The sequence below is a fragment of the Acidovorax sp. 94 genome, assembly GCF_003634645.1.
Lineage (GTDB): Bacteria > Pseudomonadota > Gammaproteobacteria > Burkholderiales > Burkholderiaceae_C > Acidovorax > Acidovorax facilis.
Map to the genome: position 1 here is coordinate 1,585,403 of NZ_RBJA01000001.1, position 16,153 is coordinate 1,601,555.

The 16,153-nt window shown below is 66.0% G+C and carries 14 protein-coding genes and 1 pseudogene; 13 read left to right on the plus strand and 2 right to left on the minus strand.

The features are described from left to right. Window positions 1-85 precede the first annotated feature (85 nt). The 6 genes and pseudogenes from C8C94_RS07380 to mmsB all read left to right on the plus strand — a co-directional run. Entirely contained in the window at window positions 86-1,609 is a 1,524-nt protein-coding gene (locus tag C8C94_RS07380) for a CoA-acylating methylmalonate-semialdehyde dehydrogenase (RefSeq protein ID WP_055396084.1), read from the plus strand. Between the two features lie 163 nt (window positions 1,610-1,772). Beyond that, entirely contained in the window at window positions 1,773-2,195 is a 423-nt protein-coding gene (locus C8C94_RS07385) for a lysozyme inhibitor LprI family protein (RefSeq protein WP_121420268.1), read from the plus strand. Window positions 2,196-2,237: 42 nt separating this feature from the next. Beyond that, the gene (locus C8C94_RS07390) at window positions 2,238-3,404 is read left to right on the plus strand and encodes an acyl-CoA dehydrogenase family protein (RefSeq protein WP_121420269.1); all 1,167 of its coding nucleotides are present in this window, start codon (window positions 2,238-2,240) and stop codon (window positions 3,402-3,404) included. 281 nt (window positions 3,405-3,685) lie between these two features. Further along, window positions 3,686-4,150 (plus strand): TfoX/Sxy family protein, encoded by a 465-nt coding sequence (locus tag C8C94_RS07395; RefSeq protein WP_121420270.1) that lies wholly within the window; start codon window positions 3,686-3,688, stop codon window positions 4,148-4,150. A 30-nt stretch (window positions 4,151-4,180) separates the two neighbouring features. Further along, window positions 4,181-4,582, plus strand: coding sequence for a DUF488 domain-containing protein (locus C8C94_RS07400; protein WP_121420271.1), 402 nt, complete (start codon window positions 4,181-4,183; stop codon window positions 4,580-4,582). A gap of 40 nt (window positions 4,583-4,622) precedes the next feature. Then, window positions 4,623-5,585 (plus strand): annotated as a pseudogene (mmsB, locus tag C8C94_RS07405) (3-hydroxyisobutyrate dehydrogenase); the annotation flags it as partial. 210 nt (window positions 5,586-5,795) lie between these two features. Here the strand turns inward: mmsB and C8C94_RS07410 are convergent. Both C8C94_RS07410 and C8C94_RS07415 read right to left on the minus strand, forming a co-directional pair. Beyond that, window positions 5,796-6,662, minus strand: coding sequence for an Abi-alpha family protein (locus C8C94_RS07410; RefSeq protein WP_158603814.1), 867 nt, complete (start codon window positions 6,660-6,662; stop codon window positions 5,796-5,798). Between the two features lie 83 nt (window positions 6,663-6,745). Continuing rightward, window positions 6,746-7,369, minus strand: coding sequence for a hypothetical protein (locus tag C8C94_RS07415; protein ID WP_121420274.1), 624 nt, complete (start codon window positions 7,367-7,369; stop codon window positions 6,746-6,748). Between the two features lie 269 nt (window positions 7,370-7,638). On the opposite strand from C8C94_RS07415, the gene C8C94_RS07420 reads away from it, so the two are divergent. From C8C94_RS07420 to C8C94_RS07450, 7 genes are all read left to right on the plus strand, one after another. Further along, the gene (locus C8C94_RS07420) at window positions 7,639-8,031 is read left to right on the plus strand and encodes a hypothetical protein (RefSeq protein WP_121420275.1); all 393 of its coding nucleotides are present in this window, start codon (window positions 7,639-7,641) and stop codon (window positions 8,029-8,031) included. Window positions 8,032-8,209: 178 nt separating this feature from the next. Further along, window positions 8,210-10,390 carry a TonB-dependent siderophore receptor gene (locus C8C94_RS07425; protein WP_121422761.1) on the plus strand — a complete coding sequence of 727 codons (2,181 nt, stop codon included), beginning with the start codon at window positions 8,210-8,212 and terminating at the stop codon, window positions 10,388-10,390. A gap of 18 nt (window positions 10,391-10,408) precedes the next feature. After that, entirely contained in the window at window positions 10,409-12,022 is a 1,614-nt protein-coding gene (locus tag C8C94_RS07430) for an ABC transporter substrate-binding protein (protein WP_233573433.1), read from the plus strand. Beyond that, a complete protein-coding gene (locus tag C8C94_RS07435; protein WP_121420276.1) occupies window positions 12,019-12,987 on the plus strand; it encodes an ABC transporter permease in 969 nt (322 codons plus the stop codon). The genes C8C94_RS07430 and C8C94_RS07435 overlap by 4 nt, the downstream gene beginning before the upstream one ends. Beyond that, on the plus strand, window positions 12,984-13,826 hold the full coding sequence (locus C8C94_RS07440) for an ABC transporter permease (protein ID WP_121420277.1): 843 nt from the start codon (window positions 12,984-12,986) through the stop codon (window positions 13,824-13,826). The genes C8C94_RS07435 and C8C94_RS07440 overlap by 4 nt, the downstream gene beginning before the upstream one ends. Next, window positions 13,823-15,271, plus strand: coding sequence for an ABC transporter ATP-binding protein (locus C8C94_RS07445; RefSeq protein WP_121420278.1), 1,449 nt, complete (start codon window positions 13,823-13,825; stop codon window positions 15,269-15,271). The genes C8C94_RS07440 and C8C94_RS07445 overlap by 4 nt, the downstream gene beginning before the upstream one ends. Beyond that, window positions 15,268-16,017 carry a glutamine amidotransferase gene (locus tag C8C94_RS07450; protein WP_121420279.1) on the plus strand — a complete coding sequence of 250 codons (750 nt, stop codon included), beginning with the start codon at window positions 15,268-15,270 and terminating at the stop codon, window positions 16,015-16,017. The genes C8C94_RS07445 and C8C94_RS07450 overlap by 4 nt, the downstream gene beginning before the upstream one ends. Window positions 16,018-16,153: the final 136 nt, after the last annotated feature.

Sequence of the window (16,153 nt, forward strand, 5' to 3'; positions counted from 1 at the left end):
GTGCAGACAATTCTGCACAGCTAGGATGGCGAAGTTCTGGGCACCATGCCCGCACCTTTGCCCGCTTTTTCCAGGAGACAAACCCATGAACGCACCCACCAACGTGGCCGCACTGGCCCCTACCGTCAAGCTGCTGATCGGCGGCCAGTTCGTCGAATCCAAGACCACTGAATGGCGCGACGTAGTCAACCCCGCCACGCAAGAGGTGCTGGCCCGCGTGCCGTTTGCCACCGCTGAAGAAATCGACGCCGCCGTGGCCTCGGCCAAGGAAGCGTTCAAGACCTGGAAGAAGACCCCCATCGGCACCCGCGCCCGCATCTTCCTCAAGTACCAGCAGCTCATCCGCGAAAACATGGCCGAGCTGGCCGCGATCCTGACGGCAGAACAAGGCAAGACCTTGCCGGATGCAGAAGGTGATGTGTTCCGTGGCCTCGAAGTGGTCGAACACGCTGCCAGCATCGGCAACCTGCAACTGGGCGAGCTGGCCAACAATGTGGCCGGTGGCGTCGACACCTACACCCTGCTGCAACCACTGGGCGTGTGCGCAGGCATCACCCCCTTCAACTTCCCGGCCATGATCCCGCTGTGGATGTTCCCCATGGCGATTGCCACGGGCAACACCTTTGTGCTCAAGCCCTCCGAGCAAGACCCCATGGTGACCATGCGCCTGGTGGAGCTGGCGCTCGAAGCCGGCATTCCACCCGGCGTGCTCAACGTGATCCACGGCGGCGAAATGGCCGTGAACGCGATCTGCGACCACAAGGACATCAAGGCCGTGTCGTTCGTGGGCTCCACCAAGGTGGGCACCCATGTGTACAACCGCGCCACCCTGGCCGGCAAGCGCGCGCAATGCATGATGGGCGCCAAGAACCACGCCATCATCCTGCCCGACGCGAACAAGGAACAAACGCTCAACGCGATTGCCGGTGCCTCGTTTGGCGCCGCTGGCCAGCGCTGCATGGCCCTGCCCGTGGTGGTGCTGGTGGGCGAGGCGCAAAAGTGGATTCCCGAGCTGGTGGCCAAGGCCAAGACGCTCAAGGTCAACGGCGGCACCGAAAAGGGCACCGATGTGGGCCCGCTGGTGTCCTGCGCCGCCCTCGCCCGTGTGGAAGGCCTGATCGAGCGCGGCATTGCCGACGGCGCCACGCTGGAGCTCGATGGCCGCAAGCCCGTGGTGCCCGGCTATGAAAAGGGCAACTTTGTGGGCCCAACGATCTTCTCGAACGTGAAGCCCGGCATGGCCATTTACGACCAGGAAATCTTTGGCCCCGTGCTGGCCCTGGTGCCCGCCGCCGACATCGACGAAGCCATCGAATTCATCAACGCAAACCCCAACGGCAACGGCACCGCCATCTTCACCCAGTCGGGTGCGGCAGCGCGCAAGTTCCAGGAAGAGATCGACGTGGGCCAGGTCGGCATCAACGTGCCAATCCCCGTGCCAGTGCCCCTGTTCTCGTTCACCGGCTCGCGCGCTTCCAAGCTGGGTGACCTGGGCCCCTACGGCAAGCAGGTCGTGATGTTCTACACACAGACCAAGACGGTAACGGCCCGCTGGTTTGATGACAGCACGGTGAGCCAGGGTGTCAACACCACAATTAGCCTGAAATAACCCCCTGAGCGGCTGCGCCGCTTCCCCCTTTCTCTGCATCGCTGCGCCATGCGGAAGGGGGACGCCACCCGTGCCTGAACCGTGAGATGGCGGCCCTTGCACGGTGGCGCTGGCATTGGGCCGCGCTGGTTTCGACTGCATTGGTCGGTGGTAAAAGCAGGACATGCAAATTTTCAAACTGAAGAATTGGGTGTCAACGGTGGCCGTAACTGCAACCGCCGGGGGTGCGTTGTTGCTGAGCCCGGGTGTTTTCGCCCAGGCAGGCGCCGCGTGCCGCGACGCCGGTAGCCTGGAAGAGACCAACGCGTGTGCAGTCAAGGCCTACCAGGTCGCGGACACGCAGATCGCCATCCTCTACGGTGATGTGATGCGCGCCCTGTCGGCCCATGAACGCCCCCAGCTGCGCCAGGAGCACACCAACTGGCAGCGCGACCGCATCACGCGCTGCAAGCAGGCCACACGCGCCAGTGAGTCAGAACCCGAGTGGCCGCGCCTGTACCACGACTGCCTCACCGCAGAGACCGAGAACCGCCGCAGAGGCCTGATGCGCTGGCTGACGCTGGACCATCCGTCTGCCAAGCCTTAAAAACTTCACCCCAGAACAACAAGAACCAACGAGACAAGCAGTATGGACTTTGAACTCACCGAAGAACAACGCGCCTTTGCCCAGACGGCCCGCGACTTTGCACAAGCTGAGTTCGCACCCCACGCCGCGCACTGGGACGAGGAAGGCATCTTCCCGAAGGAAGCCATCGCCAAGGCGGGCGAGCTGGGCTTTTGTGGCCTGTACGCACCCGAAGCCGCCGGTGGCCTCGCCCTGCCCCGGCTGGACGCCACGCTGGTCTTTGAAGAGATGGCGGCTGTGGACCCCAGCACCACCGCCTTCATCACCATCCACAACATGGCCACCTGGATGCTGGGCACCTGGGCCACGCCCGCCGTGCGTGACCACTGGGGCCCGCTGCTGACCACGGGCGAAAAGCTCGCGTCCTACTGCCTCACCGAACCCGGCGCGGGCTCCGACGCCGCCTCGCTCAAGACCCGGGCCGAGTTGGTGGGCAACGAATACGTCATCAACGGCAGCAAGGCCTTCATCAGCGGTGCAGGCAGCACCGACGTGCTGGTGCTCATGGCCCGCACGGGCGATGCGCAGTCTGGCGCCAGCGGCATCAGCGCCTTTGCCGTGCCCGCCGATACGCCCGGCATCAGCTACGGCAAAAAGGAACAGAAGATGGGCTGGAACAGCCAGCCCACGCGCACCATCAGTTTTGACAACGTGCGCATCCCTGCCGACCACCTGCTGGGCCGCGAGGGCGAAGGCTTCAAGATCGCGATGAAGGGCCTGGACGGTGGCCGCATCAACATCGCCACCTGCTCCGTGGGCGCTGCGCAAGGCGCGCTCAACGCCGCCCAGCAATACATGCAAGACCGCAAGCAGTTCGGCAAGCCCATCGCCAGCTTCCAGGCCCTGCAGTTCAAGCTGGCGGACATGGCGACGGAGCTGGTGGCCGCGCGCCAGATGGTGCGCCTGGCCGCCAGCAAGCTCGACGCTGGTGCGCGCGACGCATCCACCTACTGCGCCATGGCCAAGCGCTTTGCCACCGACGCAGGCTTTACCGTCATCAACGACGCCCTGCAGCTGCACGGCGGCTACGGCTACATCCGTGAATATCCGCTGGAGCGCCTGCTGCGCGACGCCCGTGTGCACCAGATCCTGGAAGGCACCAACGAAATCATGCGCGTCATCATTGCGCGGCGCATGCTGGATGGGGATGCGACGGAGGTGATTCGCTGAGCGCTTACTCCTGTTTTCATAGCTGCTAGCGCTTATCCGACGGGCGGTAACGGCCAATTTCCCTCATGAAATACATATCTCAGACAGGAACATCAGCCCACGCACCCGCAGCGGCGCTGGGGGGTTACCCCCTCTCCCCTCGCGGGAGAGGGTTGGGGAGAGGGGGCCCGCACCCGCGCCGCGCCCGTTTCACCCCCTCTCCCCGGCCCTCTCCCACAAGTGGAGAGGGAGTGAGAGCCATCTGAGATAGCGACCTCATCAGCCCATGTGAATCAGAAGCCATGCCCGCCCGCCCCCTCTCCGACGAAACCCTGCACCTGATCGACGCCATCCGCGCGGCGCTCGCGCACCGCAGCGACGTGGAAGAGCGCCCGCTGTTCGGCACCTATGCCTTCTTTGTGGACGGCAAGATGTGCATCGCCGTCAAAGGCGAGGAGCTGCTGGTGCGCCTGCCGCCCGACCGCCACGGCGCGCTGCAAGAGATGCAGAACACCCGCGAGCTCTCGCCCGGCGGCGGCATGCAGGGCTACTTCTGGGTGGAGCCCAACGGCTACGCCACGCGCGCGCAGTGGAACTACTGGGTCGAAGAAGCCCTGGCTTACAACCCGCTGGCCAAGGCCTCGCCGCGCAAGAAGAAAACAACCAACACCCCGGCTGCAGCGAAGAAAGCACCCGCCAGCACCGGCACCAAGCCGAAGACAAAAGCCGCCGCGAAGAAGCACAGCATCTTCGAAGCCGACGACTGATCTGCCCCACCCAACCCGGAGCCCACCACCATGCCCCTACGCATCGTCCGCCTTGGCACCCCGCGCGCCACCGGGGAAGGCACCCGCATCGGCACCGTGCGCCGCCCGCCGCGTGGCGTGCCCAAGGCCGAGTTCGCCAGCCGCGACTACTACGACGTGTGGTACCCCCTGCTCTCCCCCAGCGCCGACCTCATGGCCCAGGGCCAGCAGGTGCCCAGCGGCCAAGAAGGCGACCAGGCGTGGGAGGCCTTCGCCAAACAGTTCCGCAAGGAACTGGCCCAGCCCGAGGCCAGCCGCACGCTCGATTTGCTGGCCGCGCTGTCGCACCACAGCGCGATGTCGCTGGGCTGCTACTGCGAGGACGAAGCCCGCTGCCACCGCTCGGTGCTGCGGGCCGAGCTGGCCCAGCGTGGGGCCGACATCAGCCCCTAGATTTCAAGCTTTTTAGGCCGCTACCGCGCTATGGAAAAGCCTTTCCAGCTATCAAATTCATACTAAATCCGCACCCATTCCCTTTCACCATCACAACGACATCCAGGAGCAACACAGCATGAAAATCGCATTCATCGGCCTCGGCAACATGGGCGGCCCCATGGCACACAACCTGCACAAGGCAGGCCACGAAGTGCGCGCGTTCGACCTCTCGCAACCCGCCCGCGACAAGCTGGCCGCAGACGGCGTGCCTATCGCCACCGATGCCAAGGCAGCAGTCGCAGGTGCCGAAGTCGTCATCAGCATGCTGCCCGCCAGCCAGCATGTGGAAGGCCTCTTTCTGGGCGCAGGCGAGCTGCTGGCCCAGCTGCCTGCGGGCACGCTGATCATCGACTGCTCCACCATCGCAGCCGCCACCTCCCGCAAAGTGGCCGAGGCCGCCAAGGCCAAAGGCGTGGCCTTTATCGACGCGCCCGTGTCGGGCGGCACCGGCGGCGCCATTGCAGGCACCCTCACCTTCATGGTGGGTGGCGACGCCGCCGACCTGGAACGCGCCCGCCCCGTGCTCGAAAAAATGGGCGCCAACATCTTCCACGCAGGCAGCGTGGGCGCGGGCCAAACGGCCAAGATCTGCAACAACATGCTTCTGGGCATCCTGATGGCAGGCACCAGCGAAGCCATCGCCCTGGGCGTTGCCAACGGCCTGGACCCCAAGGTGCTGAGCGAAATCATGCGCCGCAGCTCGGGCGGCAACTGGGCGCTGGAGAAGTACAACCCCTTCCCCGGCGTGATGGAAACCGCGCCTGCCAGCAAGGGCTACGCGGGGGGTTTTGGCACGGACCTGATGCTCAAGGACCTGGGCCTGGCGCAAGAGAACGCGATGGCCGTGAAGGCTGCTACGCCGCTGGGGGGGATGGCGCGCAATTTGTATGCGGTGCACAGCTTGGCGGGGCATGGGGGGCTGGATTTTTCCAGCATTATTAAGATGGTGCAGAAGGGGTAATCGCCCTTCTGCCATAAAAAAACGCCAGCGTTTGCTGGCGTCTTTTATTGTGCTGACAGGAGTGGAATAACTCCTTAAAATCTGGCGATTTTCACTTCCGATCGCGCTTCAGTTCCAAAATGCTAGCGTTGCAGCGTAGAGCTAACCAGCGCTGCGCGGCTTTATCGCGCAGCGTCCAGCGACCGAAGGGGAGCAAGGTTGAGCGCCATGTTATGTTTTTTGGTACGTAAATGGATCGATTCCACGAAGCTGGCACCAATGCTGCAACGTGAGGATGAACGCCTCTAGCGGATATACGCTGTACCCGAGGCAACGCATGTAGAAATCGAGCCCTTTGAGGCTTGGGAACACACGAACCCCTTCCCTTCCGTGATTCAAGAAGTGGACCTCATGGACTAAACCGAGTGTCACAAGAGCCTCGATCTGGGGCCGAAACCGCGAAATTGCGATGCGATGATCGGTCTCTGTCGATAAAATCTTCTCGTGCGTTGAATTGGCAATAGGCACTATAGAACTTAGATCGCCGGGGAACTGCTTAAGTACGTCCACTACCGAGTAGATCAGTTTGTTCTCAGGGTAGAAGACAGACTCCGAATGCGATGCGATGGGTTGCTTTACGCTACAGCAGCGAGGGTCGCCATATATTCGATTGATCAGGCGCGCTTGAAACGGAGTTAACCGTTTCAAGGTGTCGGTGTAGACAAGCGAATCATCCGCTGCTGCGCGCTTGGACGATGCAACTGCCAGAAGTCCAGCCCACATGGATTGGATGCTAGGGTCTTCTGTCCACGATGCATCTTCGATGATTTGTCGAAGTAAGAGCGGGTTTGCATCACCGGTTGGCTCCAACTTCTGATGCTCGATCTTCTCCCTTGACTTGTTAGCTATAGATTCAAGGTTTTTCTTGCGGAATGCGGCGACTTTGTCTCTTAGGAGTAAACCGAACTCCTCTGCCGCAGGCATACAAATCGCGCCAAAGAACGCCCCGACTCCATCGACCGATTTTTCCGTAACTTTTTCGACCGCCTTAGCCAAGGGCTTGGTACCGAGAATGTCGAGGCTGTTGTCGTCAGGCATGAAGATCCTCAGCGAAACATAACGTTTGAATTCACCGGCCTGCGCGGCTTTTCGCGCAGGTCCGGTGGAATGATGGGTTGGGCCTACTTTTTGTCGGTGATAGCAGAAATGCCTTTTATCTGAAACCATTTCTTCGACGGCAAGAGTGGAGAACGGAAGCGGTTTGCCGCAACCCAAACAGCGGACTGAATCAAAGCATCCATTGCGGCCGCCAAGCCTGCCTCTTTGTAGGCAATTGATGGACTGTCTTCAGTGCGACAGGGAACACGCGGGTGGTTAATGTCGTCCAGGTAAGCGTCAAAGGTGTCGCGGGCAACGGCCATGCCATATATTCGCCACGCGTATTTCTTCCCTAAGTACTGACCATCAGTTGCGTTGTGTTGAACACGGTCGTCGGATTTTTGCGTTTCGACTGCGCGCCTTTCTTCACCAAGCAAGCGCGAAACATAGTGACTTTTATGTTGATCAACATCGTCAGCCTTCGCTGTGGCGGAGATATCAACCCAGTTCACGCCGTTGTCGACCGTGTAGCCAATGTTGTATCTCTGGCCTTCTTCAAGTACGGGTTCTTGATTTGCGATGAATTGGTAGACGGTATTCGTCGTCTCGGGCGTGAACTTGTGCAAGAACTTGCCGTTAGGCTGTGGAACTATCGCGTAACCTGTCACGATAAGCACCGGGGTGGTGAAAAGCTCGCGGGACTTCATTGATTCTCCTTAGTGATAAGTGGGCCCAACGTGATGTATCCCGCAAACCTTGCGAAATAACTTGACCGTGCGGGATATTCTGGACATTCCTCTTGGATGTCGGTCCGGGCCTATGTTTATAGCCATATCGCTGTTCAAAAATCCAGGTAAAAATCCCGTCAAACCCCGCAGCTTAAACCGGTCAGACTATAGCTCGCGAAAGTGCGGAGCCAGCGCGTCAGCGCTTCCTCGCGCCGCCGCCCGCAGTTGAGTATGATTCGCATCCCCTCATGCTGCGCCGCACCATCCCCACCCTGCCTCTCCACATCGTGCTTCTGCTGGTGGCGTTGTTTAACGCGCTGGCGGGCGCGCCCTTGCATGAGGCGCGGCACATTCAGGAGGTGGTGCGCAACGCCACAGCCTCGGCAACCGCAGGCGATGTGGATGGCTACGCGGGAACCCGCTCCGCAGCCAGCGACGACCACAGCGAAGAGACACACACTACCTGCGCTTGGTGCCTGACCCACGCGCTGGAGGCGGGGCTGGCGCATGCACCGGCTCGCCAGCCACAATTCGCCGCAGAACCCACAGCCATAGCGCCGCACAGCGCAGACCCATTCACGGCCCAGCAGGTGCGCTGGCCGTTCGCAGCACGCGATCCTCCGCCAGCCCAGCGGGCCTGACAGACGTCGGGCCCTAGCCAGCCTGCGCTCTATAGCGCATCCCCTTTTCGTTTTTGCCCTTGCATTCACCCCCGTGGGTGGGTGCGGGCACGCGACCTTGTGCACCCGCCGCCACCCAGGCGGGTGTGGGCCGCGTTGCTCCTGGCTTTTGCATTCACCGCTTTTGGACTGGTTTGCCATGCGTTCTTTGTCTTCTCCTGATGCTTCTTCACGCCCTGCGCCCCTGCGCCGCCCCACCTTGACGGCCGTGGCGGCCGCCGCCCTGCTGGCCTCCCTCCACCCCGCCTGGGCCGCAGACGGCGATGTGATCACCCCGCCCACCCTGTCTGCCGTAGACGTGGTGGGCCGCAGTGCCTCGGGCGCCTACTACGCCGACGAGGCCGAGGGTGCCAAGACCAGCCTGCCGCTGCGCGAGCTACCCCAGTCCGTGCGGGTGATGTCGCGCCAGACGCTGGACGACCTGGGCGCCACGCGGCTCGATGACGTGCTGGACTACGTGGGCGGTGTCTCGCGCCAGAACAACTTTGGCGGGCTGTGGGACAACATCGCCATCCGGGGCCTGCCGGGCAACGAGAACACGGGCATGGCGACGCTGCTCAACGGGTTTTCGTCCAACCGGGGCTTCAACGCGCCGCGCGACCTGGCGGGGGTGGAGCGGGTGGAGTTCCTCAAGGGCCCAGCCGCCGCCCTGTATGGCAGCAGCGAGCCCGGCGGCACGCTCAACATCGTGAGCAAGAAACCGCTGTGGAAGGCCGCGCATTCGGTAGAGGCCTACGCGGGCAGCTACGGCCTGGGCCGTGCGGCGCTGGACACCACCGGCCCCATCAACGACCGCATGGCCTACCGCCTGAACGTGGCGGTGGAGGACAAGGGCAGCTTTCGCGACCATGTGCGTGCGCAGCGGCAGGTGGTGGCGCCGGCGTTTACCTGGAAGCTCTCGCCCGACACGGTGCTGGAGTACATGTCTGAATTTCTGCGTCACGCCACGCCGCTGGACCGGGGCGTGGTGGCAGTCAACAACCGCCTTGGGGCTGTGCCTGCAAGCCGCTTCCTCGGTGAGCCCGCCGATGGCAATGTGACGGTGACCAACCAGACGCACCAGCTGGTGCTGTCGCACGAATGGAACGCCGACTGGCGCAGCCGCGTGGGGCTGTCGTACCGCGAGACGGGCATGAAGGGCTTTGCCACCGAGTCGACGGCTTTGCAGGCCGACGGGCGCACCCTGACGCGCCAGCGGCGCTGGCGCGACTTCGAGTCGGACGATGTGGCCGTGCAGGCCGAGCTACAAGGCAATCTGCGCGCAGGTGGGCTGGAGCATGAACTGCTGGTGGGCGTGGAGAGCTATCGCTTCAGCATGGATTCGGTGATGCTGCGGGTGAACCCGAGCGCCACGGCGCCGTATGCGATTGACATCTTCAATCCGGTGTACGGCCAACCTCAACCCACACCCGGGCGCAACACCGACACGCTGGAAAAGCAGCGCAACACGGCGCTGTATGTGCAAGACACCCTCAAGCTGGGCGAGCAGTGGCGCGTGATGGCTGGGCTGCGGGCCGACAACTTTGACCAGTCGCTGCAAAACCGCATAGCCAACCGCACCACGCCGCAAAGCCCCTCGGCCGTGTCGCCGCGCCTGGGCGTGAGCTGGCTGCCGCTGCAGGGCGTGACGGTGTATGCCAACGCGGGCACGTCGTTCCGCCCCAACGCGGGCAGTGATGCCGCAGGCAACGCCTTTGACCCCGAAAAGGCCCGCGCGCTGGAGCTGGGCGCCAAGTGGGAGAGCGCCGACCAGCGCCTGGGCGCCACGGCGGCGCTGTTCGACATCACCAAGCGCAATGTGCTGACCAGCGACCCGCTGAACGCAGGCTTTTCTGCCGCGGCGGGCGAGGTGCGCAGCCGAGGGCTGGAGCTGGACCTGTCGGGCCGCGTGAGCGCCCATTGGCGGGTGAACGCTAGCCTGGTGTTCAACGACGTGGAGGTGAGCCGCGACAACACGCTGGAAGTGGGCGGCCGCCTGCTGAACGTGCCCAAGGTCAACGGCAGCGTGCTGGCGGTGTACGAAAACGCGCTGGCCAACGGCCAGCGCTACGGCGTGGGCGGCGGCGTGACCCACATGGGCAAGCGCCTGGGCCAGGCCCGCACGCAGGCCGATGCCAATGCGGGCACCGCCGCGTTCGACCTGCCCAGCTACACCACGGCCAAACTGATGGCGTATTGGCGCCTGAGCCCCACGCTGAACCTGTCGCTGGACGTGGACAACGTGTTTGACAAGGTGCACTACACCAGCTCGTACAGCCGCGTGTGGGTGGCGCCGGGGGCGGCGCGCACCGTTACGGTGGGCCTGCAAGCCAAGTTCTGAGTGGTGCCGGTGACCTGCATGACAACACTCTCCTCCGCCCTCAAACCCCTGACCCGGCGCCGCGCCTTGCAGGCCCCCATGGCCGCGCTGGCGGCAGGCGCCCTGCCCGCTGCCTGGGCACAAGGCTCACCACCCGCGTCCGCCCCCGCACCGCTGCAAATCGTCGGCCCGTGGGAGATCAGCGGCCTGGCGCCCGCCAGCAGCGGCTATGTGTTCACGCGGCTGCAGGTCACCGAAACCCTGCTGGACGCTGCAGACGACGGCCAGCCACGGCCCGCGCTGGCGCAGCGCTGGCGCCGGTCGGCCGATGGGCTGGTGTGGCAGTTTGAGCTGCGGCCCGGGGCGCGTTTTCATGATGGCACGCCGGTGACGGCCGCCGCCGTGGTGCGCAGCCTGCAGGCCGCGCAGGTGGCGCCCGCACTGCTGAGCCAGGCGCCCATCGAGTCCATCACCGCGCCTGACGAAGGCACGGTGCTCATCCGCCTGCAACGCCCCCACACCGCCCTGCCCGCGCTGCTGGCGCATTCCAGCACCATGGTGCTGGCCCCTGTAAGCTATGGCGCCGACGGCAAGGTGCGCAGCATCATTGGCAGCGGCCCCTATCGCGTTGCGGTGCTGGTGCCTCCGCAGCAGGTCGAGACGGTGGTGTTTGACGCCTACGACGGCCCGCGCCCCGCCATTGCCGCCGTGCGCTACCTGGCCGCCAGCCGTGCCGAAACCCGCGCGCTGATGGCCGAGAGCGGCCAGGCCGATCTGGCCTATGGGCTGGACCCGGCCAGCCTGCGGCGGCTGCAGCGCCATGCCCAAAACCCTGCTCTGGCGCGCCGCACTACCGTGCGCATTGCATCGGTCACGTTGCCGCGCACCGTCATCGTCAAGCTCAATGCGGGCATGCCTGCGCTGCGCGATGTGCGCGTGCGCCAGGCGCTGAGCCTGGCCATTGACCGTGCGGGCATTGCCCTGGCGCTGATGGGCGACGAGGCTCTGGCCGCCACGCAGCTGCTGCCGCCCACGCTGGGTGCGTGGCACAACCCCGACCTGCCCGCGCTGCAGCACGACCCCGAAGCCGCCGCGCGCCTGCTGCGCGCCGCAGGCTGGCAGCGCCACGGCGACGGCCTGCGCGATGCCGATGGCCAGCCGCTGCACTTGGTGATCCGCACCTTTGTGGACCGGCCCGAGCTGCCGCTGATTGCCACCGCCTTGCAGGAGCAGTGGCGGCTGGCGGGCATGGCGGTGAAGGTGAGCATCGGCAACTCGGGCGACGTGCCCCGGGGCCACCGCGACGGGAGCCTGCAGCTGGCGCTGGCCGCACGCAACTACGCCAACGTGCCCGACCCCACAGGCACGCTGGCGGGCGACTTTGCCGCCCAGGGCGGCGACTGGGGCGCCATGGGCTGGCACAGCGACACCGTGGTGCAGGCCCTGCAGGAGCTCACGCGCACCCAGACGCCGCCCGAGCGCACGCGCGCGCTGCGGCAAACCATCACGCACACCCTGCAAACGGAGCTGCCCGTGATCCCCGTGGCGTGGTACCGCCAGCATGTGGCCGTGGCCCCCCGGCTGGCGGGCGTCACGCTGGACCCGCTGGAGCGTTCTTACCGCCTGACCGGCATGGAGTGGAGCAACCCATGAACCCTTTGATTTCAAAACCCTGGGCCGCCCTGCTCGGCCGCAGGCTGGTGCAGGTGCTGGCCGTGTCCCTGCTGATCGGCACGCTGTGCTTTTTGATGGTGCGCGCCCTGCCGGGCGACCTGGCCATGCGCGTGGCGGCGGGCCGTTATGGCTATGACTTGGTGAGCAACGCTGCCGCCGACGCCGTGCGCGCAGAGCTGGGGCTGGACCGCCCCGGCTGGCTGGCGCTGCTGCACTGGTGGCGCGACATGGCCACCTTCAACCTGGGGCAGTCGCTGGTGTCGCAGCGTTCGGTGTGGCACGAGGTCACGCACCACCTGGGCGCCACGCTGCGCCTGTCTGCCGCCGCGCTGGTCATTGCCTTTGCCGTGGGTGTGCCGCTGGGCGTGTGGGCCGGGCTGCGGCCCCAGGGCTGGGTGGACAAGGCCAGCTGGCTGATGGCCGTGGTGCTGCGCGCGCTGCCGCCGTTTTTGCTGTCGGTGCTGCTCATCCTGCTGGTGGCGGTGCAGTGGGGCTTTTTGCCTGCGGGGGGTGACGAGAGCCAGGCCAGCCTGGTGCTGCCTGCGCTCACGCTGGGGCTGGGCCTGGCCGCCGGGCTGGCGCGTGTTACCCGCGCTGCGATGCTGGAGGTGGTGGTGTCGCCCTTTTTTGAATTTGCGCGCACCAAGGGCCTGAGCGACTGGCAGGCACTGGTGCGCCACGGCCTGCGCAATGCCGCCGTGCCGGTGACGGCCTACCTGGGCGTGCAGGCGCTGTTTTTGGTGGAAGGCGCGCTTGTGGTGGAGACGCTGTTTGCCTGGCCCGGCATTGGCCATGCGCTGGTGCACGCCGTGTTCGGGCGCGACATCCCCGTGGTGCAAGGCACGGCGTTGTGCATGGGTGTGCTGTTTGTAGTGTTCAACCTGCTGGTGGATGCGGCGTGCCTCGCGCTGGACCCCCGACATACCCAGAAGGTGGCTGCATGAGTGCCGTGCCTTCCACCCTGCATCCCTCCGCTGACATCGTGATCGACCGGCCCCGCTGGCCTGTTCGCACCGTGCTGGGTATTACCTTGCTCGGCCTGATGGCGCTGTTTGCCCTGCTCGGCCCCTGGCTGGTGGGCGCCAGCCCGGTGGTGCAAGACCTGCGCAACACCCTGGCCCCACCCAGCGCCCAGCACTGGCTGGGCACCGATGTGCTGGGCCGCTCGGCGCTGGCGCGGCTGGCGCATGCGGCGCAGCTGTCGCTGGGCATGGCGCTGCTGGCGGCCGTGAGCGCCGCCGTGCCCGGCACGCTGCTGGGCATCACCGCCGCGTGGCGCGGCGGGCGCACCGAGCGGGCGCTGCTCATGCTGTCGGACTCGGTGCTCGCCATCCCCGGCCTGCTGCTGGTGCTGCTGATCGCGGCCCTGGCGCCCGGAGCGCTGTGGGCGCTGTATGCGGGCCTGTCGGCTGCGCTGTGGGTGGAATACTTCCGCGTGAGCCGCGCGGTGGCCCGGCCCGTGCTGGCAGGTGATGCGGTGCAGGCATCGCGCCTGCTGGGTTTTGGGCGCGGATACGTGCTGCGTCGCCACCTGCTGCCTGCGCTCGCGCCCACGCTGGGCACGCTGCTGGCCTTCACCACATCGCAAGCCGTGCTGGCGCTGGCCGCGCTGGGTTTTGTGGGTGTGGGCATGCTGCCGCCCACGCCCGAGCTGGGACTGATGATGACCGAGGCCATGCCCTACTACGAAGAAGCCCCGTGGCTCATTGCCGCCCCCACCGCCCTGCTGGTGTGGCTGGTGGCCGCGATGATGCTGTTCAACCCCGACCGGGAGACCGCATGACCACGCCTTTGAAATCCGACGCCCTGCTGGTCGTGGAGGGCCTGGGCATCCAGGTCGGCGGCAAGCGGCTGCTGCACGACATCGGCTTCAGCCTGCGGCCGGGCGAGGCGCTCACGCTGGTGGGTGAAAGCGGCGCGGGCAAGTCGCTGCTGGCCCAGGCCATCATGGGCAACCTGCCGCCTGCGCTGCAGGCCACGGGCCAGATCACGCTGGATGGCACCACCACCCGTGCCCAGGACGCCGCCGCCCGCCGCGCCCTGTGGGGCCGCAAGCTGGCGCTGCTGCCGCAGGAGCCCTCGCTGGCGCTCAACCCCCTGGCCCGCGTGGCACCGCAGCTGGCCGAGGTGTACCGCCTGCTGCACCAGCAGCCCCCCAGCGCCGCCAGCACACAGGCCGAACAGGTGCTGGGCGCTGCGGGCCTGGGCGGCGCAGGCAGCCACTACCCCTGGCAACTGTCGGGCGGCATGGCCCAGCGCGCGGTGGCCGCCATCACCCTGGCCGGGGGCGCCCCAGTGCTGATGGTGGACGAGCCCACCAAGGGCCTGGACGCGCATTGGCGCGGCCGCATGGTGGAGTTGTTCCAGGGCGTGCTGAAGGCAGGCGGCTGCCTGCTCACCATCACCCACGACATGCAGGCGGCGCAGGCGCTGGGCGGCCAGGTGATCGTGCTGCGCCACGGGCAGGCGGTGGAGCAAGGCGACATCCACACCGTGGCCGCCGCGCCGCAGCACGCCTTTACCCGCCAGCTGCTTCAGGCCGACCCGGCCCACTGGCTGCCGTTTGCCGAGCCCACGCTGGGCGAGCCGGTCGTGCAGGCGCGCGGCATCTCCAAAGCCTATGGTGCGCAGAAGCTGTTTGCACCGCTGGACCTGACGCTGCACAGCGGTGTACGCATCGCCGTGCAAGGCCCGAGCGGCACCGGCAAAAGCACACTGGGCAATGTGCTGCTGGGCCTGGTGGCGCCCGACACGGGCAGTGTGGAGCGCAGCGCCCGGCTGCGCCCGCATGCGTTCCAAAAGCTCCACCAGGACCCGGTCAGCTCCTTTGCGCCGCACATCAGCCTGGCCCAGTCGCTGCGCGACGCCGCCCGCCTGCACCGCTGCGACTGGAAGGCGGTGCAGCAGCGCATGGCCCAACTGCGTGTGCCCGAAGACCTGCTGGCGCGCAGGCCCGACCAGGTATCGGGCGGCGAGCTGCAGCGCATTGCGCTGGCGCGGGTGCTGGTGGCGCAACCGGCGCTGCTGTTCGCCGACGAGCCCACCTCGCGCCTGGACCCCATTACGCAGCAGGAGGCCATCCAGGTGCTGCTGCACGCGGTGCAAGACACCGGCGCCGCGCTGATGCTGGTGACCCACGACCCGCACCTGGCCGCCGCCGTGGGCACCCGCACGCTGGACTTCGCGAGCGCTGGCAAGGAGCCCGCCGCCGCTATGCTCGCCGCATGACAGCGACACCCTCCCGCACCCTCTGGATCATCAAGACCGGCGACACCCTGCCCGCCCAACGGGCCCGGTATGGCGACTTTGAAGACTGGATTGCGGGCGGCCTGAACCAAGCCCCCGCCAGCACGCAGCTGGCGCTGCAGACGCTGGACGCCCGCACCGCCACCGCATGGCCAGAGCCCGGCCAGATAGCGGGCGTGGTGGTAACCGGCTCCCCCGCCATGGTGACCGACCGCGAACCCTGGAGCGAGCGCACCGCCGCATGGCTGGCCAGCGTGGTGGCGGCCCGGGTGCCCGTGCTGGGCATCTGCTACGGCCATCAGCTGCTGGCCCACGCGCTGGGCGGCGAGGTGGCGCGCCACCCCGCCGGGCTGGAGATAGGCACCGTGGCCGTACAGCGCCTGGCCGGTGCCGAGGGCGACACCCTGCTGGGCCACCTGCCTGCCCGCTTTGGCGCCCAGGTGGTGCACGAGCAAACGGTGCAGCGCCTGCCCCCTGGTGCCGTGGCGCTGGCCGCAAACGCCCATGAGCCGCACCACGCGTTCCGCGTCGGCCCCTGTGCCTGGGGCGTGCAGTTTCACCCCGAGTTCAGCGATGCGGTGATGCGCGACTACGTAGCGTGTTTTGCGCCTGCTCTGCAACGCGCGGGCATGGATGTGGCAGCGCTGGAGCAAGGTGTGCAGGCCACGCCAGAATCGGCCAGCCTGCTGGCGCGTTTTGCGCAGCTGGCGGCAGCGGCCGCCACTTGAAATCTCAATGAAAATTGGCTCTAGCGCTTATCTATCAAGCGCTAACAGCTATCAATACAATAGCAAATCCTCCGCTGCGATTGCTCTGCATTGGGCGTAGCGCCTCACCAGTGCATCACCCGCCGCTGCCCCGGCG

Excerpts from the sequence above, each read along its gene's own strand:
- C8C94_RS07380 (WP_055396084.1), top strand. The coding sequence starts at position 86 with ATGAACGCACCCACCAACGTGGCCGCACTGGCCCCTACCGTCAAGCTG.
- C8C94_RS07385 (WP_121420268.1), top strand. The coding sequence starts at position 1,773 with ATGCAAATTTTCAAACTGAAGAATTGGGTGTCAACGGTGGCCGTAACT.
- C8C94_RS07390 (WP_121420269.1), top strand. The coding sequence starts at position 2,238 with ATGGACTTTGAACTCACCGAAGAACAACGCGCCTTTGCCCAGACGGCC.
- C8C94_RS07395 (WP_121420270.1), top strand. The coding sequence starts at position 3,686 with ATGCCCGCCCGCCCCCTCTCCGACGAAACCCTGCACCTGATCGACGCC.
- C8C94_RS07400 (WP_121420271.1), top strand. The coding sequence starts at position 4,181 with ATGCCCCTACGCATCGTCCGCCTTGGCACCCCGCGCGCCACCGGGGAA.
- C8C94_RS07410 (WP_158603814.1), bottom strand. The coding sequence starts at position 6,662 with ATGCCTGACGACAACAGCCTCGACATTCTCGGTACCAAGCCCTTGGCT.
- C8C94_RS07415 (WP_121420274.1), bottom strand. The coding sequence starts at position 7,369 with ATGAAGTCCCGCGAGCTTTTCACCACCCCGGTGCTTATCGTGACAGGT.
- C8C94_RS07420 (WP_121420275.1), top strand. The coding sequence starts at position 7,639 with ATGCTGCGCCGCACCATCCCCACCCTGCCTCTCCACATCGTGCTTCTG.
- C8C94_RS07425 (WP_121422761.1), top strand. The coding sequence starts at position 8,210 with ATGCGTTCTTTGTCTTCTCCTGATGCTTCTTCACGCCCTGCGCCCCTG.
- C8C94_RS07430 (WP_233573433.1), top strand. The coding sequence starts at position 10,409 with ATGACAACACTCTCCTCCGCCCTCAAACCCCTGACCCGGCGCCGCGCC.
- C8C94_RS07435 (WP_121420276.1), top strand. The coding sequence starts at position 12,019 with ATGAACCCTTTGATTTCAAAACCCTGGGCCGCCCTGCTCGGCCGCAGG.
- C8C94_RS07440 (WP_121420277.1), top strand. The coding sequence starts at position 12,984 with ATGAGTGCCGTGCCTTCCACCCTGCATCCCTCCGCTGACATCGTGATC.
- C8C94_RS07445 (WP_121420278.1), top strand. The coding sequence starts at position 13,823 with ATGACCACGCCTTTGAAATCCGACGCCCTGCTGGTCGTGGAGGGCCTG.
- C8C94_RS07450 (WP_121420279.1), top strand. The coding sequence starts at position 15,268 with ATGACAGCGACACCCTCCCGCACCCTCTGGATCATCAAGACCGGCGAC.